Genomic DNA, 22994 nt, shown 5'->3' with positions numbered 1-22994 from the left:
AGGAAATAAACATGGTCACGCCATATATCTCGATGGCGGGGATCGGCAAATCCTTTGGTCCGGTTCACGCATTAAAATCGGTTGATTTAACTATATACCCTCATGAGATCCACGCGTTATTAGGGGAGAATGGTGCCGGTAAATCAACCTTAATGAAAGTATTGTCGGGAATTCATGAGCCGACCAAAGGCTCCATTATTATTAATGAAAAGAATTACGACAAATTGGATCATAAACTGGCAGCACAACTGGGCATCGGCATTATATATCAGGAACTCAGCGTTATTGATGAATTAACCGTGCTGGAAAATCTATATATAGGCCGTCACCTGACTAAAAAGGTTTGTGGCATCAGGATTATTGACTGGAAAGAGATGCGCATTCGCGGTGCGATGATGCTCTTACGCGTCGGATTAAAAGTCGATTTAGATGAAAAGGTAGCGAATTTATCCATCAGCCATAAACAGATGCTGGAAATCGCGAAAACCTTAATGCTCGATGCCAAAGTGATCATTATGGATGAACCCACATCTTCATTAACCAATAAAGAGGTGGATTATCTTTTCTTGATCATGAATCAGCTGCGTAAAGAAGGCACCGCCATTGTCTATATCTCGCATAAGCTCGCGGAAATCCGCCGCATCTGCGACCGCTACACGGTAATGAAAGACGGTTCCAGCGTATGCAGTGGCCTGGTGAGTGACGTTTCAAACGACGACATTGTGCGCCTGATGGTCGGCCGCGAACTGCAAAACCGCTTTAACGCCATGAAAGAGAGCACCGGCAACATCGAACGCGACACGGTGTTTGAGGTTAACAACGTCACCAGCCGGGACAAGAAAAAAGTGCGAGATATTTCGTTCAGCGTGAACCGCGGCGAAATACTGGGTTTTGCGGGTCTGGTCGGCTCGGGACGTACCGAACTGATGGACTGTCTCTTCGGCGTGGATAAACGCGCGAGCGGTGAAATTCGCCTCAACGGCAAAACCATCTCCCCGCGTTCGCCTCTGGATGCGTTGAAAAAAGGGATGGCTTACATCACCGAAAGCCGCCGCGAAAATGGCTTTTTCCCTAATTTCTCTATCGCCCAAAACATGGCCGTCAGCCAGAGCCTGAAAAACGGTGGCTATAAAGGGGCCATGGGGCTCTTTCGCGAGCATGAAGAACGCAAGACCGCCGAAGCACAGCGCCAGTTGCTGGCGTTGAAGTGCCAAAGCGTAGAGCAAAACATCACCGAACTCTCCGGCGGCAATCAGCAAAAGGTGCTGATTTCTAAATGGCTGTGTTGCAACCCGGACGTCATCATTTTTGATGAACCCACGCGAGGCATCGACGTCGGCGCAAAGGCCGAAATCTACAAGGTGATGCGCCAGCTGGCTGACGAAGGCAAGGTCATCCTGATGGTGTCATCTGAATTACCTGAAATTATCGCCGTCTGCGACCGCATCGCCGTGTTCTGCGAAGGGCGGCTGACGCAAATCCTGACCAATCGCGACGACATGAGCGAAGAGGAGATCATGGCATGGGCATTACCACAAGAGTGAAAGGCGATATGGCGGAGAAAAAGCCATTTAACTTCGCGCTGTTCTGGGACAAGTACGGTACCTTTTTTATCCTCGCGATTATAGTCGCCATCTTTGGCACGCTGTCATCGGAGTACTTCCTCACCACCAACAACATCACGCAGATTTTTGTCCAGAGCTCGGTAACGGTGCTGATCGGGATGGGCGAATTCTTTGCCATCCTTGTCGCGGGTATTGATCTGTCCGTCGGAGCCATTCTGGCACTCTCCGGCATGGTGACTGCCAAACTGATGCTGGCTGGTGTCGACCCGTTTTTTGCAGCACTGATTGGCGGCGTACTGGTCGGCGGCGCGCTGGGGGCGATCAATGGCTGTCTGGTCAACTGGACCGGGCTACATCCGTTCATTATCACTCTCGGTACTAACGCCATTTTTCGCGGCATCACGCTGGTGATTTCCGACGCTAACTCCGTCTATGGCTTCTCGTTCGACTTTGTAAACTTCTTCGCTGCCAGCGTCCTCGGGATACCCGTACCGGTCATCTTCTCGCTGATCGTCGCGGTGATCCTCTGGTTCCTCACCACCCGTATGCGGCTAGGGCGCAATATCTACGCCCTGGGCGGTAACAAAAACTCGGCGTTCTACTCCGGCATCGACGTGAAGTTTCATATTCTGGTGGTGTTCATTATTTCTGGCGTATGCGCCGGGCTGGCGGGCGTGGTGTCGACTGCGCGTCTGGGCGCAGCGGAGCCGCTGGCCGGGATGGGATTTGAAACATACGCCATCGCCAGCGCCATCATCGGCGGAACCAGCTTCTTCGGCGGTAAAGGCCGCATCTTCTCGGTCGTGATTGGTGGTCTCATCATCGGCACCATCAATAACGGACTCAATATCTTACAGGTACAAACCTACTACCAGCTGGTGGTAATGGGCGGGTTGATTATCGCCGCTGTTGCCCTCGACAGATTGATCAGTAAGTAAGGAAATCACTATGAAAATTTCACCCTCCCTGATGTGTATGGATCTGCTGAAATTCAAAGAACAGATCGAATTTATTGACCAGCACGCGGACTACTTCCATATCGACATCATGGACGGCCACTTTGTGCCTAATCTGACGCTGTCTCCGTTCTTTGTCGGCCAGGTGAAGAAGCTCGCCACCAAACCACTGGACTGTCACCTGATGGTGACTCGCCCGCAGGACTACATAAGCCAGCTGGCGCAGGCCGGAGCAGACTTCATCACACTGCACCCGGAGACCATCAACGGTCAGGCTTTCCGCCTGATTGAAGAGATCCGTCGTCACGGTATGAAGGTGGGACTCATCCTCAACCCGGAAACCCCGGTTGAGGCGATGAAATACTATATTCATAAGGCGGACAAAATCACCGTGATGACCGTCGATCCAGGCTTTGCCGGGCAGCCGTTCATTCCGGAAATGCTGGAGAAAATTGCCGAGCTGAAAGCCTGGCGCGAACGCGAAGGGCTGAGCTATGAGATTGAGATCGATGGCTCATGCAATCAGGCCACCTATAAAAAACTGATGGCCGCCGGCGCAGATGTCTTTATCGTCGGAACGTCTGGTCTGTTCAACCATGCAGAGAATATCGGGGATGCATGGCAGCTTATGGCCGGGCAGATCCTGTCGGCACGAAACGAGGTTGTTCCTCATGCAAAAACAGCCTGATGTCGTCGCCGGAGTGGATATGGGGGCCACTCATATCCGTTTTTGCCTGCAAACGGCCGACGGTGCGGTGTTGCATTGTGAAAAACAGCGCACCGCGGAGGTTATCCGCTCTGGTGTGGTGTGCGGCGTGACGGAAATGATCACGGCTCAGCTGCGTCATTTACAGGTTCACTGTCGCGGTCTGGTCATGGGCTTTCCGGCACTGGTCGGCAAAGACAAACGCACCATTATTTCGACGCCAAATCTGCCTTTGCAGGCGAATGAGCTCCGCGATCTGGCGGGAAAACTTGAAGATGCGCTAGGCTGCCCGGTCGAATTTTCCCGCGACGTTAACCTTCAGCTTTCGTTTGACGTGGTGCAACACAATCTCCAGCAGCAAGAGGTTCTGGCGGCCTACCTTGGCACCGGCATGGGATTTGCCATCTGGCTAAACGGTGCTCCATGGACGGGCGCGCACGGCGTAGCGGGCGAGCTCGGGCATATTCCACAGGGGGATATGACGCGGCACTGTGGTTGTGGCAACCCGGGATGTCTGGAAACGGTTTGTTCCGGTATCGCATTGAAACAGTGGTACGAACAGCAGCCCCGCGAGTATGCGATGGGAGATATCTTTTCAGCCGTACCCGATGACCCCTTCGTACAGCAACTCCTGAATCATGCAGCCCGCGCCATTGCCACCAGTGTAAATCTGTTCGATCCGGATGCGGTGATCCTCGGAGGCGGCGTAATGGATATGCCTGGCTTTCCGCGCGAAGCGCTGATTGTCGGGATAAAGCAGCATTTGCGCCGCCCGCTGCCGCATGAGTCCGTGAAATTTATCCCTGCCTCGTCGTCGTCTTTTAACGGCGCTCAGGGGGCCGCTACCCTGGCTCGCTGCCGGTTCCTGCCATCACCTTGCGCAGCGCCTGCGCCAGCTGTGCGCGGGTGAAAGGTTTTCGCAGTAACTGAACGTCCGGCAGCTGCGGGTTATGCGCCGGGCGCAAATCCTGCCCGCTGATCAGCAGCACCGGCAACTGCGGATAGTGGCTGCGTACATGGCCGATCACCTCCGCACCACTCAGGCCGCCCGGCAACATCAGGTCGCTGATAAACATGCCGATATCCGGTGATGCGTCCAGCATGTTCAGCGCCTGCTCGCCGTTTTCGGCTTCAAGCGTCAGGTAGCCAAGCTGGTGCAATTGCTCGCACAGGGTCTGCCGCACGCCCGCCTCATCTTCCAAGACCAGCACAAGCAGCTCACTTTCTGCCGGGGCCGTGGTCGCCAGCGCGGCATCATCGGAGAACGCGGGCAGCGTCGAGCGCGGCAGCTGGAGCCGCACGGTGGTTCCCTGCCCCGGCGCGCTTTCGATCTCAACGCGCCCCCCGGACTGACGCACAAAGCCGTACACCATCGACAGCCCTAACCCGCTGCCGCTGCCGGTCTGTTTGGTGGTGAAGAACGGTTCAAAGACCTGCGATTTCACCTCCTGCGACATCCCGCAGCCGTGGTCAATCACCTCCAGCGCGACCATATCCTGCCTGCGCCCGTCGCTGCGGGTCACACGCTGGTTCCAGGTGCGGATTTTGATCACACCATTTTGCCCCTCCATTGCATCACGGGCGTTCATCACCAGGTTGATAATGGCGTTTTCCAGCTGGCTGACGTCAATCCATGCGGGCCAGGCCGGGGTTTGCGCTTCAATATCCAGCGTCAGCGTGGCGGGAAGCGAGTGCCGCATCAGCTCGCTCAGGTTCTCCAGCAGCGGCTTCATCTCTACCGCATGGGGTTGCAGGGATTGCTTGCGCGAGAAGGCCAGCAGACGCTGGGTGAGCATGGCCCCGCGTTCCGCGGCTTTGAGCGCACGAGTGATGCGCGGCGCGTCCGGTGACGCTGAATCGGTCAGCTCCAGACTGCCGATAATCACCGCCAGCAGGTTATTAAAATCATGCGCCAGCCCGCCCGTCAGTTGCCCAACCGCCTTCATTTTCTGGCTGTGCAGCAGCGCCTCCTCCAGCCCCTGACGTTCGATGCGGTCAACCTCCATCTGCGAGGTCTTCTCCTTCAGCAGCCGCGTGGTGTGCTCCAGCGAAGCGGTATTGCGGGCAAAAACGTTAAACGCGCGCGCCAGTTCCCCCAGCTCATCACGCCGCTGTAGCGCGGGCACCGACACATCCTGCTCGCCGTGAGCGAGGCGCGACATTGCCCTTGAGATAGCCGTCAGGTTGGAGCCCAGATTGCGGTAAATATACCAGCAGGCGCAGCCGGTGATGATCAGCGCCAGCACCGCGAAGACGCTGATAAACACGCTGATGGAGCGCAGCTCCTGGTGGCTTTGGGCGGTACGCAGCCGGGAGGCCTGCGCCACCTGTTCAACGTACTGATTAATGTCGCGGTTTAATATCGCCACCAGCGCCTTGATGTGGAACATGTACCAGCTGATGGACAGATCGCTCTCTTCCAGCTGCTTCGACAGTGGCGCGAGCTTGCGCAGCTCATCATTAAAATCCGGGAGCACCAGGTTGACCACCGGTTGCAGGGCGCTCGCGGGTAACATCGCGGTTACTGCATCCAGCTGCTGCACCGTGGCGCGCGGTGAAGGGGTATCAATGGCGGCAACGATCAGCCTGTCCATCTCTGCAAGCTGCCGGGCGTCTGGCACATTGCTCGCGTAACGGCGGTTGATATCCTGCAAATGACGCAGGTAGCTTTGGCTTTGATACAGCGCGCTGAGCAGCGCGTTACGCTCCAGATGCCGTTTTTGCCCGCGCTCCAGCATTCCCGTCACGCTCTGCTGTAACTCATTGCTCCTGCGGATAATACGCGCCACCAGCGCCGGCTCCTGCTGCGCCAGCGGCGCATCGGCAAGCTGCTCCAGCGAGTGGCCCAGCGCCATCTGCGTCTGTTTCAGCCGTTCAGCTTCGCCTTTGTACTCCAGCGCACCGACCACCTGCGACAGCCGCACCGCCGCCGTCGCCACATTCGCGGTATCACGCGCGAGGTTCATGCTGCCAGTCATATCATCCAGCGTTTGCTGCTGCACCTGCTCCTGGATCTGGCTGGCATGACGAAAGCCGAGCACCGCCACGCCGCTTACCATCAGCGTTACCGCCACCACCAGCAGGTTAAATATCAGCAGGCGACCGCGGGCGCTGGTGAAGAACGGGGGGTGTGAAGACATGGGTTTGGGCTCCTCTGCGGTTTGGTGCCCTCACCCTGGCCCTCTCCCACAGGGAGAGGGAAAAGGAAAATGTGATGGCGATTAGCTATTCATAACTATGACAAATATGAACAGCTTCTGACATTTTGCATTTACGCACCTGTGATGAAGTGCAGATATCGACATTCACAGGAGATCCGCCATGAGCAGAACCCCGGTTTTAGAGATGCGCAATATTGCCAAGACGTTTGGCAATTTCCACGCGCTCAAGGGTGTGGATTTGACGGTTTTCCCCGGAGAGATCCACGCGCTGATGGGGGAAAACGGCGCCGGAAAAAGCACGCTGATGAAGATCCTCGCAGGCGCTTATACCGCCAGCAGCGGCGACATCCTCATCGACGGTACGCCGTTTCACATCAAAGGTCCGAAGGATGCGCTGGCCGCAGGCATTACCCTGATTTATCAGGAGATGCAGCTTGCTCCTAACCTGACCGTGGCGGAAAACATTTTTCTCGGCAGCGAGCTGTCGCGCGGCGGGCTGGTCCAGCGCAAAGAGATGGCAGCCCAGGCTCAGGCGGTCATTGACCGTCTGGGCGCGCAGTTCAGCGCCACCGACCTGGTCATGAAGCTGACCATCGCCGAGCAACAGCAGGTGGAGATCGCCCGCGCGCTGCACCGCAACAGCCGTATTCTGGTGATGGATGAACCCACCGCCGCCCTCTCCTCGCGCGAAACCCACCGTCTGTTCGAACTGATTTTGCGCCTGCGCGATGAAGGGATGGCGATTATCTACATCAGCCACCGCATGGCGGAAGTGTATGAGCTTTCCGATCGCGTCAGCGTCCTGCGCGACGGGCAGTACGTCGGCAGCCTGACGCGCGACAAGCTGAATGCCTCTGAGTTGGTGCGCATGATGGTGGGCCGTCCGCTCAGCGATCTGTTTAACAAAGAGCGCGATATTCCGCTCGGCAGCCCGCGTCTGAACGTGCACCACCTGACAGATGGCAAAAAAGTGCTGCCGTGCAGTTTGCAGGTTCGCTCCGGTGAAATCGTCGGGCTGGCGGGGCTGGTCGGGGCCGGTCGCTCCGAGCTGGCGCAGCTGATCTTCGGCGTGCGCAAAGCCACCGGCGGCATGATCGAGGTCGACGGCGAACCGGTGGTGATCCACTCCCCGCGCGCGGCCATTGAAAACGGCATCGGTTTTCTTACCGAGAACCGCAAGGAGCAGGGGCTATTTCTGGAGCTGGCGGCGCAGGAGAACATCACCATGGCGACGCTGGAGCGCGACGCCACCTTCGGCTGGCTGAACCGCAAAAAAGCGCAGTCTATTTCCGATGACGCCATCGCCCTGCTCAATATCCGCGTGCCGCATTCTCAGGTGCGCGCGGGCGGGCTCTCCGGCGGCAACCAGCAAAAGCTGCTGATCTCCCGCTGGGTGGCGATTGGCCCGCGCATTCTGATTCTGGACGAACCTACGCGCGGCGTGGACGTCGGCGCGAAAAGCGAGATCTACCGCATCATGAACCAGATGGCGCGCAAAGGGGTGGCGATTCTGATGATCTCCAGCGAGCTGCCGGAAGTGGTGGGCATGAGCGACCGGGTGTACGTGATGCGGGAAGGCAGCATCGCGGGTGAACTCCACGGACGCGACATCTCTCAGGAAAACATTATGACGCTGGCAACCGGCGTGAACGACACACATCATCAGGCGGTGTAATTATGACAACTCCAACCCATCCGCAGCAGGTAGCGAAATCCGCCTCCGCCAAAAAAATGCTGATGAGCGATCTGATGCAAACGATCGGCATTTTGCCAATTTTAATCCTGATTGTGGCGGTATTTGGCTTCATCGCCCCGAACTTTTTCACCGAGAGCAACCTGCTGAATATTACCCGGCAGGCGTCGATCAACATCGTGCTGGCGGCGGGGATGACCTTCATCATCCTGACCGGCGGGATTGACCTCTCTGTGGGCTCGATTCTGGGCACTACGGCGGTAGCGGCGATGGTGGTCTCGCTTATCCCGGAATTTGCGATGCTCTCCATTCCGGCGGCGCTGATGCTCGGTATGGTGCTGGGGCTGTTCAACGGCGCGCTGGTGGCCTTTGCCGGGCTGCCGCCGTTTATCGTCACCCTCGGCACCTATACGGCACTGCGCGGCGCGGCGTATCTGCTGGCGGACGGCACGACGGTCATTAACTCCAACATTAACTTCGAGTGGATCGGCAACAACTACCTCGGCCCGATTCCGTGGCTGGTGGTGATCGCCCTGGCGGTGATTGTGGTGTGCTGGTTTATTCTGCGTCGCACAACCCTCGGCGTTCACATCTATGCGGTCGGCGGCAATATGCAGGCGGCACGCTTAACCGGCATCAAGGTCTGGCTGGTGCTGCTGTTTGTCTACGGCATGAGCGGCCTGCTCTCGGGATTAGGCGGCGTGATGAGCGCCTCGCGCCTCTACAGCGCCAACGGCAACCTCGGCACGGGGTACGAGCTGGATGCGATTGCGGCGGTGATCCTCGGCGGAACCAGCTTCGTCGGCGGGATCGGCACGATCACCGGCACGCTGGTCGGTGCATTGATCATCGCCACCCTCAACAACGGCATGACGCTGATGGGCGTCTCCTACTTCTGGCAGCTGGTGATCAAAGGGGCGGTGATCATCATAGCGGTGCTGATCGACAAATACCGTACCCGACACCATCAAAGTGCATAACAACAATACCCTACGTGAGGAATACAGCATGAGATTGAAGCCCTTAGTGACCGCGCTCTGTGCTGGCGCGCTGCTGGCCGCAACCCCGTTTGCGCAGGCAAAAGATCTGAAGTCCATCGGCGTGACGGTGGGCGACCTGGCTAACCCGTTCTTCGTGCAGATCACCAAAGGTGCCGAGCTGGAAGCGCGCAAGCTGGCGGGAGATAACGTCAAGGTGACGCTGGTCTCCAGCGGGTACGATCTGGGCCAGCAGGTGTCGCAGATCGATAACTTCATTGCGGCGAAAGTGGACATGATCATCCTCAACGCCGCGGATTCCAAAGGGATCGGCCCGGCGGTAAAACGCGCCAAAGAGGCAGGGATCGTGGTCGTGGCGGTTGACGTGGCGGCGGAAGGGGCTGATGCGACCATCACCTCCGATAACACCCAGGCGGGGGAGATGGCCTGTAAGTACATAACCGACCGCCTGAAAGGTAAAGGCAACGTGGTGATCATCAACGGGCCGCCGGTTTCTGCGGTACAAAACCGCGTGGAAGGCTGCCAGACCGAGTTTAAGCGCCACCCGGATATCAAAGTGCTCTCGGATAATCAGAACGCCAAAGGCAGCCGCGAAGGCGGACTGGAGGTCATGACCTCCCTGCTGGCGGCCAATCCGAAGATCGACGGCGTATTCGCAATTAACGATCCGACGGCGATCGGCGCCGATCTGGCGGCGAAACAGGCTCAACGTAATGAGTTCTTTATCGTTGGCGTGGATGGCAGCCCGGACGGTGAAGAAGCTCTGAAGCGCGAAAACTCCCTGTTTGTGGCGACGCCGGCGCAGGATCCGCAGGTGATGGCGGCGAAGGCGGTGGAGATCGGCTATGACATTCTTCAGGGCAAACCTGCGCCGAAAGAGCCTGTGCTGATCCCGGTGACGATGATCGATAAAAAGAACGTCGGCACGTATAAGGGGTGGACGGTTAAGTAAACCCGGTGCGGCCTGATGCCCTCACCCTAACCCTCTCCCACGGGGAGAGGGAACTTACTCCCCCTCTCCCTTGAGGGAGAGGGCCGGGGTGAGGGGGTGGCATAAAACTCAAGGAGTCCCCATGAAACGCTCCGACATCAATGAAATCCTCGGCCACACGCGGCAGTTCTTCTCCATGCACGACGTGCATCTCCCGCCGTTTGCCAGCTTTCCGCCAACAAAATGGCAGCAGCTTGACCAGGCCGCCTGGCAGGAGGTGTTCGACCTCAGGCTCGGCTGGGACGTGACGGCGTTTGGCGGCAACCACTTTGCCGCAGAGGGGCTGACGCTGTTCACCCTGCGCAACGGCTCCCCCAACGGCGTGCCTTATGAGAAGTGCTATGCCGAAAAAATCATGCACGTCCGCGATGGCCAGGTGACGCCGATGCATTTCCACTGGCGCAAGCGGGAGGACATCATCAACCGCGGCGGCGGGAATCTGATTATTGAGTTATGGAATGCGGGGGCGCATGAGGAGACCGAAAACACCGACGTGATCGTCACGATAGACGGCTGTCGGCAGACGCACGCGCCCGGCAGCCAGCTGCGCCTCACGCCAGGGGAGAGCATCTGCCTGACGCCCGGCCTGTACCACAGTTTCTGGGGTGAACGCGGCTTTGGCGACGTGCTGGTGGGCGAAGTGTCGTCGGTCAATGACGATGAACACGACAACCACTTTTTACAGCCCATCGATCGCTACAACACCATCGAAGAAGACGAACCGGCGGTGCTGGTGCTGTGCAACGAGTACAACCTGTTTCGGATATAAGGAGTGAATGATGCCATTGATTTCTCTTGCCGACGGTCTGGCACACGCCAGAGAACACCGCTACGCCCTGGGCGCGTTCAACGTTCTCGACTCCCATTTTCTGCGCGCGCTGTTTGCCGCCGCGAAGCAGGAACGCTCGCCGTTTATCATCAACATCGCGGAAGTGCATTTTAAGTACGTGTCTCTGGAGTCGCTTGTCGAAGCGGTGAAGTTCGAAGCCGCCCGTCACGATATTCCCGTGGTGCTGAACCTCGACCACGGGCTGCATTTTGAGGCCGTCGTGCGCACCCTGCGCTTAGGGTTCAGCTCGGTGATGTTCGACGGCTCGACGCTGAGCTATGAAGAAAATATCCGCCAGACCCGGGAAGTGGTGAAGATGTGCCACGCGGTGGGCGTCTCGGTGGAGGCGGAGCTGGGCGCAGTCGGCGGAGATGAAGGCGGCGCGCTGTATGGGCATGCCGATGAAGCGTTCTTTACCGACCCGCAGCTGGCGCGCGAATTTGTCGATTTAACCGGTATCGACGCGCTGGCGGTCGCCATTGGCAACGCGCACGGGAAATACAAGGGCGAGCCGAAGCTTGATTTCACGCGTCTGGACGCCATTCGCCAGCAGACGGGGCTGCCGCTGGTTTTACACGGCGGCTCCGGGATTAGCGATGCCGACTTCCGCCGCGCTATCGAGCTCGGCATTCATAAAATCAATTTTTATACCGGCATGTCGCAGGCCGCGCTCGCCGCCGTTGAGCAGCGCATGGCGAACCGCCAGCCGCTGTACGATGAGTTTGCCGAACTGCTGCTGGGCATTGAAGAGGCCATTACCGATACGGTCGCGGAGCAGATGCGCATCTTCGGCAGCGCGGGGCAGGCATAATGGAACGCAAAGGGATTATCGCCGCAGGCAACATGCTGGTGGATCACGTCCACCAGATCGTACAGTGGCCGGAGCGCGGCTGGCTGGCGGAAATCACCCACAGTGAGCGCTCGACCGGCGGTGCGCCGCTCAACGTTCTGCTGACGCTGGCGAAAATGCACGTCGGCCTGCCGTTACAGGCGGTGGGGCTGATTGGGGAAGACAGCGACGGAGACTATATTCTGGCGATGCTCGACCAGTATCACGTCAATCGCCAGCGCGTGCAGCGTACAACGTTCGCCCCAACGTCGATGTCGCAGGTGATGACCGACCCCAGCGGACAGCGCACCTTTTTTCACTCGCCGGGCGCCAACCGCCTGCTGGATCTTCCCGCCTTCGATCGTTTAGACGGATCGCTGAAGATCTTCCATCTCGGCTATCTGCTGCTGCTCGACAGCCTGGACATGCCGGACGAGGAGTTTGGCACCCGCAGCGCGCGGTTACTGGCACAGATGCGCGATCAGGGGTATGAAACCTCGCTCGATCTGGTCTCCCGCAAGGGCGATCCGCGCTATCAGCCGCTGGTGCTCCCTGCCCTGCGTCATCTTGATTATCTGGTGATTAACGAGCTGGAAGCCGGTGAGTTTAGCGGGCTTGAGATCCGCGACGGTCATGGTGCGCTGAACATGGTCCATATCGCCGACGCTGCCGCACAGCTGCTGGCGGCAGGCGTGCGGCAGCGGGTGGTGATCCACTGTCCGGAAGGGGCATGGGGTGAAGCGCCGGGTGAAAAAGGGCAATGGGTTCCGTCGTGGAAGCTGACGCAGGACGAGATTATCGGCAGCGTCGGTGCGGGCGACGCGTTTTGCGCAGGCTTTTTATACGGTTGCCATGAATCGCTGTCGCTTACCGAGAGTATTTATCTGGCGCACGCCTGCGCGCGGGCCAGCCTGCTGGCGGCCAATGCGATTGACGGCGCGAAAACGCTGGCCGAGCTTCAGGCGTTTATTCAGGAGAACGGTCAGGCGGCTTTCTCATGATGGGAAACGTCCGTGGCAAAAACATAGCCCAGACCGCGAATGGTTTTGATCAGCAAAGGCTGGTGCGGATTGACCTCAATTTTTCGCCGTAGCCGCATGATCAACACGTCGATAGTGCGGTCAAAGACCTCGGCGCTTTCGCTGTGGGTCAGCTCCAGCAGCTGTTCACGACTCAGTACCCGGCGGGCGTTTTGCGTTAATGCCAGCAGCAGACCGTATTCGCCCTGGGTTAACGGCACGGTATTACGCTGCGGATCGCTCAGCTCGCAGCGGGTGGTGTCCAGCGTCCAGCCGTTAAAGGCAATACCTTCAACGCGCGGCGCGGCAGGCTCCGCGTCCAGCGCGCCGGTTCGACGCAGCACCGCCTTAACGCGGGCGACCACCACGCGCGGATTGAACGGTTTTCCGATGTAATCATCGGCGCCCATTTCCAGCCCGACGACCACATCTGATTCACTTCCCAGCCCCGTCAGCATCACCACCGGTAGCGATGGTCGCTGCTTTTGCAGTTGCAGCAAAACCTGTAATCCGTTGATATCCGGCAGCATCATGTCCAGCAGAACCAGCGCAATGCCAGGGTCCTGCTGGACACGGTTCACCGCGTCCTGACCGGTGTGACACGTCAGCACGGTAAAGACGTGCTCGCTGAGCACATCCTGTAGCAGTTCGCAGACTGCGACATCATCATCAACCACCAGAATCGCCGGTTTCATCGCATGCTTCCGTCAGGGAATTATGTTAAGTCTGAACCATTCTGCCGCTGGCTCCAGCCGAATTGTTTTTTACGTGACGGAAATTCAATCCATGTCACATCCCCTGCCCTTTCGACACGTCAATTTTGACGATTGGCTGTTTTTCGTCAGGGTTTTGCCCCGCAAAGGGTCGTAAAGTCAGGAAATACCCATAGTAAAAACATGGCATAGAAGCTGCATATTGGGCAGGTAAGAACTGTTTAACTGGAGCAAAGTGATGAAAAAAGTCGTCACGGTTTGCCCTTATTGTGCCTCAGGTTGCAAGATCCACCTGGTGGTCGATAACGGCAAAATCGTCCGGGCGGAAGCGGCGCAGGGTAAAACCAATCAGGGCACGCTGTGCCTGAAAGGGTACTACGGCTGGGATTTTATTAACGATACCCAAATCCTCACGCCGCGCCTGAAAACCCCTATGATCCGCCGCGAGCGCGGCGGCAAGCTGGAAGCCGTCTCCTGGAATGAAGCGCTGGATTACGTCGCCACGCGCCTCAGCGCCATCAAGGCCAAGTATGGCCCGGATGCGATTCAGACCACCGGCTCCTCACGCGGAACCGGGAATGAAACCAACTATGTGATGCAAAAATTCGCGCGCGCCGTTATTGGTACCAATAACGTCGACTGCTGCGCTCGCGTCTGACACGGCCCATCGGTTGCAGGTCTGCACCAGTCGGTCGGTAACGGCGCAATGAGTAATGCCATCAATGAGATAGATAACACCGATCTGGTGTTCATCTTCGGCTATAACCCGGCGGATTCTCACCCTATCGTCGCGAATCACGTCATTCGCGCCAAACAGAACGGGGCGAAAATTATCGTCTGCGATCCGCGCAAAATCGAAACCGCGCGCATTGCGGATATGCACATCGCACTGAAAAACGGCTCGAACATCGCGCTGTTGAATGCGATGGGGCACGTCATTATTGAGGAGAACCTCTACGACCAGGCGTTTGTCGCGAGCCGTACGGAAGGGTTTGAAGAGTATCGCAAGATTGTCGAAGGCTATACGCCGGAGTCAGTAGAGGCGATAACCGGCGTCAGCGCGCAGGAGATCCGCCAGGCGGCGCGGATGTACGCCGGAGCGAAAACCGCCGCCATTCTGTGGGGCATGGGCGTGACCCAGTTCTACCAGGGTGTGGAAACCGTGCGCTCGCTCACCAGCCTCGCCATGCTGACCGGCAATCTGGGTAAAGCGCATGTGGGCGTGAACCCGGTGCGTGGTCAGAATAACGTGCAGGGTGCGTGTGATATGGGCGCGCTGCCGGACACCTATCCGGGCTACCAGTACGTGAAGTTCCCGGAAAACCGCGAGAAGTTTGCGAAGGCCTGGGGCGTGGAAAGTCTGCCGGCACACACCGGATACCGCATCAGCGAGCTGCCGCACCGCGCGGCGCACGGTGAAGTACGTGCGGCCTACATCATGGGTGAAGATCCGCTCCAGACCGACGCCGAACTGTCCGCAGTGCGCAAAGGCTTTGAGGATCTGGAGCTGGTGATTGTCCAGGATATCTTTATGACCAAAACCGCGGCGGCGGCGGATGTGATTCTGCCGTCGACCTCCTGGGGCGAGCATGAAGGTGTCTATACGGCGGCAGACCGCGGCTTCCAGCGCTTCTTCAAGGCCGTCGAGCCGAAGTGGGATCTGAAAACGGACTGGCAGATCATCAGCGAAATCGCCACCCGCATGGGCTACCCGATGCACTACAACAACACCCAGGAGATCTGGGACGAGTTGCGGCATCTGTGTCCGGACTTTTATGGGGCAACCTATGAAAAAATGGGTGAGCTGGGCTACATCCAGTGGCCGTGCCGGGATGAGTCAGAATCCGATCAGGGGACGTCATACCTCTTTAAAGAGAAGTTCGACACCCCGAACGGGCTGGCGCAGTTCTTCACCTGCGACTGGGTCGCGCCGATCGATAAGCTCACCGACGAGTATCCGATGGTGCTCTCCACCGTGCGTGAAGTGGGCCACTACTCCTGCCGCTCCATGACCGGCAACTGCGCCGCGCTGGCGGCGCTGGCGGATGAACCGGGCTACGCGCAGATCAACACCGCCGATGCCGAACGGCTCGGTATTGAAGATGAAGCGCTGGTGTGGGTGAACTCGCGTAAGGGCCGCATCATTACCCGCGCGCAGGTCAGCGACCGTCCGAACAAAGGGGCAGTCTATATGACCTACCAGTGGTGGATTGGCGCCTGTAACGAGCTGGTGACGGAGAACTTAAGCCCGATAACCAAAACGCCGGAGTATAAATACTGCGCCGTAAACGTGGAGCCAATAGCGGATCAACACGCTGCGGAACAGTATGTGATCGACGAATATAACAAGCTGAAAGCCCGCCTGCGTGAAAGCGCAATGGGTTGATGCCGTTAATTAATCGATGAATAAAGGGAGTGAGATATTCACTCCCTTTTTATTTCCGCTTAACACATTAAAAATATCAATTGTTATTCTGGAAAGCGGCTCGCAGAAATAATGTAATTCGTGCGAAAAAGAATTACATCTTTGCATTTTAATTCAGAGGGATAAGATGTGCGGCGGGTGCTTAAGACTTTCTGTCTTGAGCATTGTTGAGGGACAGAAAGTAGGAAGCCCCGGGAAATTTTCATTTACCCGAGGCTACTCCCTCAACTACCAACAGGTTGAGAGTAGCCTCTTATTCTTTTTTACACAAGGAGTAAAAGGCATGACGCCATTAAAAACTGCGTTAGGCATCGTCTTTATTATTTGCCTGACGATAGTGATCTTTACCTTTATTACTCGCGGCAGGCTCTGCGAGTTTTCAATAAAGAGTGAACATCAGGAGGTGGCGGCGAAATTAGCCTGTAACGCAGGCTAACCTCTTCGGGCGGAACGCGTGTTCCGCCCGGCTTGTGGGATGCTGAGGTCTTAACGCACCCGTTTTTTTCTTCTGTCGCCGCGATTATACTGCGCGGCGTGTACCCAGATGATAAGAATCCATGAAAACCCTTTTTCTGATGTTGTTATTTTTAACCGCGTTTGCCCATGCCGATGAGATAGGCAGCCAGTATAAAAAGCAGGCTGAAGCGGGCGATGCGCGCGCGCAGTATTATCTTGCCGATACCTGGTTCAGTTCCGGCGACAGCGCGCAGGCGGCGCTGTGGGCGGAAAAAGCGGCAAAAGGCGGTGATGTCGACGCCATGGCGCTGCTGTCGCAAATCCACTTTTCGCAGGGTGACTATGCGCAGGCTAAAGCCCTGGCCCAGCAGGCAAACATTGCGGGCAGCAAACGCGGCGCGATCATGCTGGCGCGGGTGCTGGTGAACACGCAGGCGGGCAAAACCGACTACCCGCAGGCCATCGCACTGCTGCAATCGGCGACCGAAGACATCGATAGCGACTCGGCGGTAGACGCGCAACAGCTGCTGGGGCTGATCTATGCCAACGGCGTTGAAGTCCCTCAGGATGACGTGCAGGCCGCGTCGTGGTTCAAGCGGAGTTCGGCTCTGTCCCGGACGGGCTATGCGGAGTACTGGGCAGGAATGCTGTTCAGGCAGGGTGAGAAAGGCTTTATCACACCGAATAAACAGAAAGCGCTTTACTGGTTAAACCTGAGCTGTACCGAAGGGTTTGATACCGGGTGTGAAGAGTTTGATGCGTTGAGCGGGGAGTAACGTGCCGGGTGGCGGCTTCGCCTTACCCGGCCTACAAAACCCGTAGGCCCGGTAAGCGCAGCGCCACCGGGCTTAGAATGTTACTGGTCAGCCGTTTTATCAAAACGACCCAGCACCTCGCGTTCATACGCCAGCGCTTTTTTACGGTCGAACTTGTGTTCCCACTTGGAGATTACCAGCACCGCCAGCGCATTACCCACCACGTTCAGCGCAGTACGCGCCATGTCGAGGATACGGTCCACACCGGCAATAAACGCCAGGCCTTCCAGCGGAATACCGACGCTGCCCAGCGTCGCCAGCAGCACCACGAAGGAGACGCCCGGCACGCCTGCGATGCCTTTTGAAGTCACCATCAGCGTCAGAACCAGCACGATCTCCTGCCACAGCGACAGGTCAATGCCGTACAGCTGCGCGATAAAGATTGCCGCAATACTCTGATACAGCGTCGAACCATCCAGGTTAAAGGAGTAGCCCGTTGGCACCACGAAGCTGGTAATGGACGCCGGCGCACCGTAGGCCTCCATCTTCTCAATGATACGCGGCAGCACGCTCTCGGAGCTTGCCGTGGAGTAGGCCAGAATCAGCTCATCCTTCAGGATGCGGATCAGGATCCAGATGCTGAGCCCGCACAGGCGCGCCACAATGCCCAGCACTACCAGCGCGAAGAACAGAATCGCGAAGTGCACCAGAATCACCAGCTTCGCCAGCGGCCACAGGGAGGCAAAGCCGAAGTTCGCTACGGTCACCGCAATCAGCGCGAATACCCCGACCGGCGCATAGCGCATCACCATGTGGGTGACTTTGAACATGGTTTCGGAGACAGATCGGAACACGGTGACCAGCGGTTCACGGTGCGTCGCGGGCAGGGAAGAAAGCCCCAGACCAAAGAGTACCGAGAAGAAGATGATCGGCAGCATCTCGCCCTTCGCCATGGACGCGATAATGTTGGTCGGCACCAGCGAGAGAATAGTCCCCATCAGTCCATGCGAATGGCTCTGCACATCGGCGGTTGTGCTTTGGTATTTCGAAATATCCACCGTCGCCAGCTGTGACATATCGATCCCGGCACCAGGCTGGAACACATTCGCCAGGGTGATGCCAAGAACGATGGCAACCGTGGTGATCACTTCGAAATAGAGAATAGTTTTAACGCCGATGCGGCCTAACTGTTTCGCATCACCGACACCCGCGATACCGACCACCAGCGTCGAGATCACAATCGGCACAACAATCATCTTGATCAGATGAATAAAGATATCGCCCGCAGGGGAGAGAAGGTTCGCAATCAGCCACTCGCGGCTGTCGCTATGATAATGGAGGTAACTGCCCAGCAAGATGCCCAGCACAAGGGCCAGCAGGATCTGCCAGGCCAGGCTGACTTTCAAATTTTTCATAGAAACTGACTTCCTCAATGAAATCTCCGTACCATCAAAACTGCATGAATATGGAGACATACTGAAAGGGTATGAATTGTGTTGCGTTGGTTTATGGGATTTTTTAACGCGCCGTATGAGTATCATTTGCACGGCATGCTGCGCAAGCCTTAAAGAACAAGGCATTTCACTGCAAAAAGTGTCATTGACGGCAATTTATAGCAATTCGCATAAATAACCATTTGTTATACAAAATATTTTCACTTCAAAAAAGTGAATAATTCTTCAGGTGAATTATTTCCCTTCAAAGTTTCATTCGCTCAATTTTCATACTCTTCAGACATTGCGTGATCTGTCGCCCAAATACTAAACAAAGCTTGTAAAGCCCCTACTATTAACGTTTTTGCGACATATTATTAACATCTTACAAGGAGAAAAAAAGCCATGAGCCAAATACACAAACACGACATTCCCGCAAACATTGCGGACCGTTGCCTGATAAGCCCGGAGCAATACCAGGAGAAATACCAGCAGTCCGTTTCCAGCCCTGACGCGTTCTGGGGTGAGCAGGGCCACATCCTCGACTGGATCAAACCTTATCAGAAGGTAAAGAACACCTCTTTCGCGCCGGGCAACGTCTCCATTAAATGGTATGAAGACGGCACGCTGAACCTGGCGGCGAACTGCCTGGACCGCCATCTTGCTGAACGCGGCAACGAAACGGCCATCATCTGGGAAGGCGACGATGCCTCTCAGAGTAAACATATCACCTATAACGAACTTCATCGCGACGTGTGCCGCTTTGCCAACGTGCTGCTGGCCCAGGGCATTAAAAAAGGCGATGTGGTGGCGATCTATATGCCAATGGTGCCGGAAGCCGCCGTGGCTATGCTGGCCTGCGCGCGCATCGGTGCGATCCACTCCGTTATCTTCGGCGGTTTCTCGCCGGAGGCGGTTGCCGGGCGTATTGTCGACTCGAATTCGAAGCTGGTGATCACCGCTGACGAGGGCGTGCGCGCCGGGCGCGGTATTCCGCTGAAGAAAAACGTTGATGAAGCGCTGAAAAACCCGAACGTGAAATCCATCAGTAACGTCATTGTCTTCAAACGCACGGGCGGCAAAATCGACTGGCACGAGGGGCGCGACCTGTGGTGGAGCGATCTGATTGAAAACGCCAGCGACCAGCATCAGCCTGAAGAGATGAACGCGGAAGATCCGCTGTTTATCCTGTATACCTCCGGCTCCACCGGTAAGCCGAAAGGCGTGCTGCATACCACCGGCGGCTATCTGGTTTACGCGGCCACCACCTTTAAATACGTTTTCGACTACCATCCGGGCGACATCTACTGGTGTACCGCCGACGTGGGCTGGGTGACCGGTCATAGCTACCTGCTGTACGGCCCGCTGGCCTGCGGCGCAACGACGCTGATGTTTGAAGGCGTACCGAACTGGCCGACCCCGGCGCGTATGTGCCAGGTGGTTGATAAGCATCAGGTCAACATTCTCTACACCGCGCCAACGGCGATCCGCGCGCTGATGGCAGAAGGAGATAAAGCCATCGAAGGGACCGACCGCTCTTCCCTGCGTATCCTCGGCTCCGTGGGCGAGCCGATCAACCCCGAAGCCTGGGAGTGGTACTGGAAGAAGATCGGCAACGAGAAGTGCCCGGTGATGGATACCTGGTGGCAGACCGAAACCGGCGGCTTCATGATCACCCCGATGCCGGGTGCCACGCAGCTGAAAGCCGGTTCGGCCACCCGTCCGTTCTTCGGCGTGCAGCCTGCGCTGGTGGATAACGAAGGCAATCCGCAGGAAGGCGCTACCGAAGGCAACCTGGTGATCGTCGATTCCTGGCCTGGCCAGGCGCGTACCCTGTTCGGCGACCATGAGCGCTTCGAGCAGACCTACTTCTCGACCTTCAAAAACATGTACTTCAGCGGCGACGGCGCGCGCCGGGATGAAGACGGTTATTACTGGATCACCGGACGCGTGGACGACGTGCTGAACGTCTCCGGCCACCGTCTGGGCACGGCGGAGATTGAGTCTGCGCTGGTGTCGCATCCGAAAATTGCCGAAGCGGCGGTTGTCGGCATTCCTCACAACATCAAAGGCCAGGCGATCTACGCCTACGTCACCCTGAACCACGGCGAAGAGCCGTCGCCAGAGCTGTATACCGAGGTGCGCAACTGGGTGCGTAAAGAGATCGGCCCGCTTGCCACGCCGGACGTGCTGCACTGGACCGACTCGCTGCCGAAAACCCGTTCCGGCAAGATTATGCGCCGTATCCTGCGCAAAATCGCGGCGGGCGACACCAGTAACCTCGGTGATACCTCAACGCTGGCCGATCCTGGCGTGGTGGACAAACTGCTCGAAGAGAAGCAGGCCATCGCAATGCCTTCCTAGTGTTTTCTCCCTCTCCCCGTGGGAGAGGGCCGGGGTGAGGGCATCAGACCGCACCTTCCTCCTCTCACCCTCTCCCCACAGGGGAGAGGGGATAAAAACAAACCAACCTTACTTCTGGAGACTCTGTGATGAATAACGATATTTGTCAGCAGATAGAGAATAGTGCGCACTACAGGGAGCTCGTCGAAAAACGGCAACGGTTTGCCTTCATCCTTTCCATCATCATGCTGATTATCTACGTCGGCTTTATTCTGCTGATCGCCTTTGCGCCGCACTGGCTGGGCACCCCGCTGCATGAGGGTACCAGCGTCACGCGCGGTATTCCGATTGGGATTGGCGTGATCATCATTTCGTTTGTGCTCACGGGTGTGTACGTCTGGCGTGCGAACGGTGAATTCGATCGTCTTAACAGAGAAGTTCTGCGCGAGGTAAAAGCATCATGAAGCGAGTCCTGACGGCGCTAGCCGCCACACTTCCCTTTGCTGCCCATGCGGCAGATGCCCTTACCGGCGAGGTTCAGCGCCAGCCAACCAACTGGCAGGCGATTATCATGTTCCTGATTTTCGTGGTGCTGACGCTGTACATCACCTACTGGGCGTCGAAACGCGTACGCTCCCGTAACGATTACTACACCGCGGGCGGCAATATTACCGGCTTCCAGAACGGGCTGGCGATCGCGGGGGACTTTATGTCCGCCGCCTCGTTCCTCGGGATCTCCGCGCTGGTGTACACCTCCGGGTATGACGGCCTGATCTACTCCCTCGGGTTCCTGGTGGGCTGGCCAATCATTCTGTTCCTGATTGCCGAGCGCCTGCGCAACCTGGGACGCTATACCTTTGCTGACGTCGCCTCCTATCGCCTGAAGCAGGGGCCGATTCGTACCCTCTCCGCCTGCGGTTCGCTGGTGGTGGTGGCGCTCTATCTGATCGCCCAGATGGTGGGCGCGGGCAAACTGATCGAGCTGCTGTTCGGCCTGAACTACCACGTCGCGGTGGTGCTGGTAGGCGTGCTGATGGTGATGTACGTCCTGTTCGGCGGCATGCTGGCCACCACCTGGGTACAGATCATCAAAGCGGTACTGCTGCTGTTCGGCGCCAGCTTTATGGCCTTTATGGTGATGAAGCACGTCGGGTTCAGCTTCAATAATCTGTTTACCGAAGCGATGGCGGTCCACCCGAAAGGGGAAGCGATCATGAGCCCGGGCGGGCTGGTGAAAGATCCGATATCCGCGCTCTCGCTCGGTCTCGGCCTGATGTTCGGTACCGCTGGCCTGCCGCATATCCTGATGCGTTTCTTCACGGTGTCAGATGCGCGTGAAGCGCGTAAAAGCGTGTTCTACGCCACCGGGTTTATGGGCTACTTCTACATTCTGACCTTTATCATCGGCTTCGGCGCAATCATGCTGGTGGGGGCAAACCCGGCGTTTAAAGACGCGGCGGGCGCGCTTATCGGCGGTAACAACATGGCGGCGGTGCATCTGGCCGACGCGGTGGGCGGCAACCTGTTCCTCGGCTTTATCTCTGCCGTGGCCTTTGCCACCATCCTCGCGGTGGTTGCAGGGCTGACGCTGGCCGGCGCGTCGGCGGTTTCGCATGACCTCTACGCCAACGTCTTCCGCAAAGGCGCAAGCGAGCGCGATGAGCTGAAGGTCTCCAAAATCACCGTGTTGGTGCTGGGCGTCGTCGCCATCCTGCTGGGGATTTTGTTCGAGAAACAGAACATCGCCTTTATGGTCGGGCTGGCCTTCTCGATTGCGGCAAGCTGTAACTTCCCGATCATTCTGCTCTCCATGTACTGGTCAAAACTGACCACCCGTGGGGCGATGATCGGCGGCTGGCTGGGCCTGCTGACGGCGGTGATTCTGATGATCCTCGGCCCGACCATCTGGGTGCAGATCCTCGGTCACGAAAGCGCTATCTTCCCGTATGAATACCCGGCGCTGTTCTCCATTGCCGTGGCGTTTATCGGGATCTGGATCTTCTCTGCCACCGATAATTCACCGGAGGGTAACCTGGAGCGTGAAAAATTCCGCGCCCAGTTTATCCGCTCGCAAACCGGCCTGGGCGTTGAGCAGGGCCGCGCGCACTAAGCCTTTTCTCCC

General features: G+C 57.4%; 19 protein-coding genes. 16 read left to right on the top strand and 3 right to left on the bottom strand.

Going from position 1 to position 22994, the window contains the following annotated elements:
* The first annotated feature begins 11 nt into the window (after window positions 1–11).
* The 4 genes from alsA to alsK are packed head-to-tail and all read left to right on the top strand — an operon-like array spanning window position 12 to window position 4137.
* Entirely contained in the window at window positions 12–1544 is a 1533-nt protein-coding gene (gene alsA / locus ACQG1Y_RS01775) for a D-allose ABC transporter ATP-binding protein AlsA (RefSeq protein ID WP_040117097.1), read from the top strand.
* The gene (gene alsC, locus ACQG1Y_RS01770; protein ID WP_017382644.1) at window positions 1523–2503 is read left to right on the top strand and encodes a D-allose ABC transporter permease; all 981 of its coding nucleotides are present in this window, start codon (window positions 1523–1525) and stop codon (window positions 2501–2503) included. Before alsA ends, alsC begins: the two co-directional genes overlap by 22 nt.
* A gap of 10 nt (window positions 2504–2513) precedes the next feature.
* The gene (alsE, locus tag ACQG1Y_RS01765) at window positions 2514–3209 is read left to right on the top strand and encodes a D-allulose 6-phosphate 3-epimerase (protein WP_015570210.1); all 696 of its coding nucleotides are present in this window, start codon (window positions 2514–2516) and stop codon (window positions 3207–3209) included.
* Window positions 3193–4137 (top strand): allose kinase, encoded by a 945-nt coding sequence (gene alsK, locus ACQG1Y_RS01760; RefSeq protein ID WP_026094412.1) that lies wholly within the window; start codon window positions 3193–3195, stop codon window positions 4135–4137. The genes alsE and alsK overlap by 17 nt, the downstream gene beginning before the upstream one ends.
* On the opposite strand, the gene ACQG1Y_RS01755 is transcribed toward alsK, so the two are convergent.
* Entirely contained in the window at window positions 4070–6367 is a 2298-nt protein-coding gene (locus tag ACQG1Y_RS01755) for an ATP-binding protein (protein WP_058688827.1), read from the bottom strand. The two genes, alsK and ACQG1Y_RS01755, sit on opposite strands and share 68 nt — an antisense overlap.
* Before the next feature lie 181 nt (window positions 6368–6548).
* Here ACQG1Y_RS01755 and ACQG1Y_RS01750 point away from each other — a divergent pair, with 181 nt between their 5' ends.
* The 6 genes from ACQG1Y_RS01750 (at window position 6549) to ACQG1Y_RS01725 (ending at window position 12729) form a co-directional block, all read left to right on the top strand.
* Window positions 6549–8063 carry a sugar ABC transporter ATP-binding protein gene (locus tag ACQG1Y_RS01750; RefSeq protein WP_023295773.1) on the top strand — a complete coding sequence of 505 codons (1515 nt, stop codon included), beginning with the start codon at window positions 6549–6551 and terminating at the stop codon, window positions 8061–8063.
* 2 nt (window positions 8064–8065) lie between these two features.
* Entirely contained in the window at window positions 8066–9061 is a 996-nt protein-coding gene (locus ACQG1Y_RS01745) for an ABC transporter permease subunit (protein ID WP_003860239.1), read from the top strand.
* Between the two features lie 28 nt (window positions 9062–9089).
* Window positions 9090–10031: an ABC transporter substrate-binding protein gene (locus tag ACQG1Y_RS01740; RefSeq protein ID WP_047354128.1), complete on the top strand. Its 942-nt coding sequence runs from the start codon at window positions 9090–9092 to the stop codon at window positions 10029–10031.
* A gap of 121 nt (window positions 10032–10152) precedes the next feature.
* Window positions 10153–10839 (top strand): D-lyxose/D-mannose family sugar isomerase, encoded by a 687-nt coding sequence (locus ACQG1Y_RS01735; protein WP_023302932.1) that lies wholly within the window; start codon window positions 10153–10155, stop codon window positions 10837–10839.
* A gap of 10 nt (window positions 10840–10849) precedes the next feature.
* Window positions 10850–11710, top strand: a complete 861-nt coding sequence (locus tag ACQG1Y_RS01730; protein WP_047740967.1) for a ketose 1,6-bisphosphate aldolase — start codon at window positions 10850–10852, stop codon at window positions 11708–11710.
* Window positions 11710–12729, top strand: a complete 1020-nt coding sequence (locus ACQG1Y_RS01725; RefSeq protein WP_023295771.1) for a carbohydrate kinase family protein — start codon at window positions 11710–11712, stop codon at window positions 12727–12729. The genes ACQG1Y_RS01730 and ACQG1Y_RS01725 overlap by 1 nt, the downstream gene beginning before the upstream one ends.
* Here ACQG1Y_RS01725 and ACQG1Y_RS01720 read toward each other — a convergent pair.
* Window positions 12711–13442: a response regulator gene (locus ACQG1Y_RS01720; RefSeq protein WP_032104458.1), complete on the bottom strand. Its 732-nt coding sequence runs from the start codon at window positions 13440–13442 to the stop codon at window positions 12711–12713. The two genes, ACQG1Y_RS01725 and ACQG1Y_RS01720, sit on opposite strands and share 19 nt — an antisense overlap.
* A gap of 256 nt (window positions 13443–13698) precedes the next feature.
* Here ACQG1Y_RS01720 and fdhF point away from each other — a divergent pair, with 256 nt between their 5' ends.
* From fdhF to ACQG1Y_RS01705, 3 genes are all read left to right on the top strand, one after another.
* A complete protein-coding gene (gene fdhF, locus ACQG1Y_RS01715) occupies window positions 13699–15846 on the top strand; it encodes a formate dehydrogenase subunit alpha (RefSeq protein WP_080024796.1) in 2148 nt (715 codons plus the stop codon).
* A gap of 322 nt (window positions 15847–16168) precedes the next feature.
* Entirely contained in the window at window positions 16169–16321 is a 153-nt protein-coding gene (locus ACQG1Y_RS01710; protein WP_042719158.1) for a Hok/Gef family protein, read from the top strand.
* 121 nt (window positions 16322–16442) lie between these two features.
* Window positions 16443–17117, top strand: a complete 675-nt coding sequence (locus tag ACQG1Y_RS01705; protein WP_015570200.1) for a tetratricopeptide repeat protein — start codon at window positions 16443–16445, stop codon at window positions 17115–17117.
* Between the two features lie 80 nt (window positions 17118–17197).
* Here the strand turns inward: ACQG1Y_RS01705 and gltP are convergent, their stop codons facing one another.
* Entirely contained in the window at window positions 17198–18511 is a 1314-nt protein-coding gene (gltP, locus tag ACQG1Y_RS01700; protein WP_015570199.1) for a glutamate/aspartate:proton symporter GltP, read from the bottom strand.
* A gap of 423 nt (window positions 18512–18934) precedes the next feature.
* Between gltP and acs the strand changes: the two genes are divergently transcribed.
* From acs to actP, 3 genes are all read left to right on the top strand, one after another.
* Complete coding sequence (gene acs / locus ACQG1Y_RS01695) at window positions 18935–20893, top strand: acetate--CoA ligase (RefSeq protein ID WP_045907627.1); 1959 nt, start codon at window positions 18935–18937, stop codon at window positions 20891–20893.
* A 128-nt stretch (window positions 20894–21021) separates the two neighbouring features.
* A complete protein-coding gene (locus ACQG1Y_RS01690; RefSeq protein WP_017382635.1) occupies window positions 21022–21336 on the top strand; it encodes a DUF485 domain-containing protein in 315 nt (104 codons plus the stop codon).
* Window positions 21333–22982 carry a cation/acetate symporter ActP gene (gene actP, locus ACQG1Y_RS01685; RefSeq protein ID WP_017382634.1) on the top strand — a complete coding sequence of 550 codons (1650 nt, stop codon included), beginning with the start codon at window positions 21333–21335 and terminating at the stop codon, window positions 22980–22982. The genes ACQG1Y_RS01690 and actP overlap by 4 nt, the downstream gene beginning before the upstream one ends.
* The last annotated feature ends 12 nt before the right edge of the window (window positions 22983–22994 follow it).

The sequence above is a fragment of the Enterobacter cloacae complex sp. 397G4 genome (assembly GCF_050031515.1).
GTDB classification, from domain to species: Bacteria; Pseudomonadota; Gammaproteobacteria; order Enterobacterales; family Enterobacteriaceae; genus Enterobacter; species Enterobacter hormaechei_C.
Note: the sequence above shows the minus strand (reverse complement) of the source record. Positions and strands in the feature narration are given on the sequence as shown.

Bases quoted from the DNA above. Each gene is read 5' to 3' on its own strand.
- alsA (WP_040117097.1), top strand. From the start codon at position 12: ATGGTCACGCCATATATCTCGATGGCGGGGATCGGCAAATCCTTTGGT.
- alsC (WP_017382644.1), top strand. From the start codon at position 1,523: ATGGGCATTACCACAAGAGTGAAAGGCGATATGGCGGAGAAAAAGCCA.
- alsE (WP_015570210.1), top strand. From the start codon at position 2,514: ATGAAAATTTCACCCTCCCTGATGTGTATGGATCTGCTGAAATTCAAA.
- alsK (WP_026094412.1), top strand. From the start codon at position 3,193: ATGCAAAAACAGCCTGATGTCGTCGCCGGAGTGGATATGGGGGCCACT.
- ACQG1Y_RS01755 (WP_058688827.1), bottom strand. From the start codon at position 6,367: ATGTCTTCACACCCCCCGTTCTTCACCAGCGCCCGCGGTCGCCTGCTG.
- ACQG1Y_RS01750 (WP_023295773.1), top strand. From the start codon at position 6,549: ATGAGCAGAACCCCGGTTTTAGAGATGCGCAATATTGCCAAGACGTTT.
- ACQG1Y_RS01745 (WP_003860239.1), top strand. From the start codon at position 8,066: ATGACAACTCCAACCCATCCGCAGCAGGTAGCGAAATCCGCCTCCGCC.
- ACQG1Y_RS01740 (WP_047354128.1), top strand. From the start codon at position 9,090: ATGAGATTGAAGCCCTTAGTGACCGCGCTCTGTGCTGGCGCGCTGCTG.
- ACQG1Y_RS01735 (WP_023302932.1), top strand. From the start codon at position 10,153: ATGAAACGCTCCGACATCAATGAAATCCTCGGCCACACGCGGCAGTTC.
- ACQG1Y_RS01730 (WP_047740967.1), top strand. From the start codon at position 10,850: ATGCCATTGATTTCTCTTGCCGACGGTCTGGCACACGCCAGAGAACAC.
- ACQG1Y_RS01725 (WP_023295771.1), top strand. From the start codon at position 11,710: ATGGAACGCAAAGGGATTATCGCCGCAGGCAACATGCTGGTGGATCAC.
- ACQG1Y_RS01720 (WP_032104458.1), bottom strand. From the start codon at position 13,442: ATGAAACCGGCGATTCTGGTGGTTGATGATGATGTCGCAGTCTGCGAA.
- ACQG1Y_RS01710 (WP_042719158.1), top strand. From the start codon at position 16,169: ATGACGCCATTAAAAACTGCGTTAGGCATCGTCTTTATTATTTGCCTG.
- ACQG1Y_RS01705 (WP_015570200.1), top strand. From the start codon at position 16,443: ATGAAAACCCTTTTTCTGATGTTGTTATTTTTAACCGCGTTTGCCCAT.
- gltP (WP_015570199.1), bottom strand. From the start codon at position 18,511: ATGAAAAATTTGAAAGTCAGCCTGGCCTGGCAGATCCTGCTGGCCCTT.
- acs (WP_045907627.1), top strand. From the start codon at position 18,935: ATGAGCCAAATACACAAACACGACATTCCCGCAAACATTGCGGACCGT.
- ACQG1Y_RS01690 (WP_017382635.1), top strand. From the start codon at position 21,022: ATGAATAACGATATTTGTCAGCAGATAGAGAATAGTGCGCACTACAGG.
- actP (WP_017382634.1), top strand. From the start codon at position 21,333: ATGAAGCGAGTCCTGACGGCGCTAGCCGCCACACTTCCCTTTGCTGCC.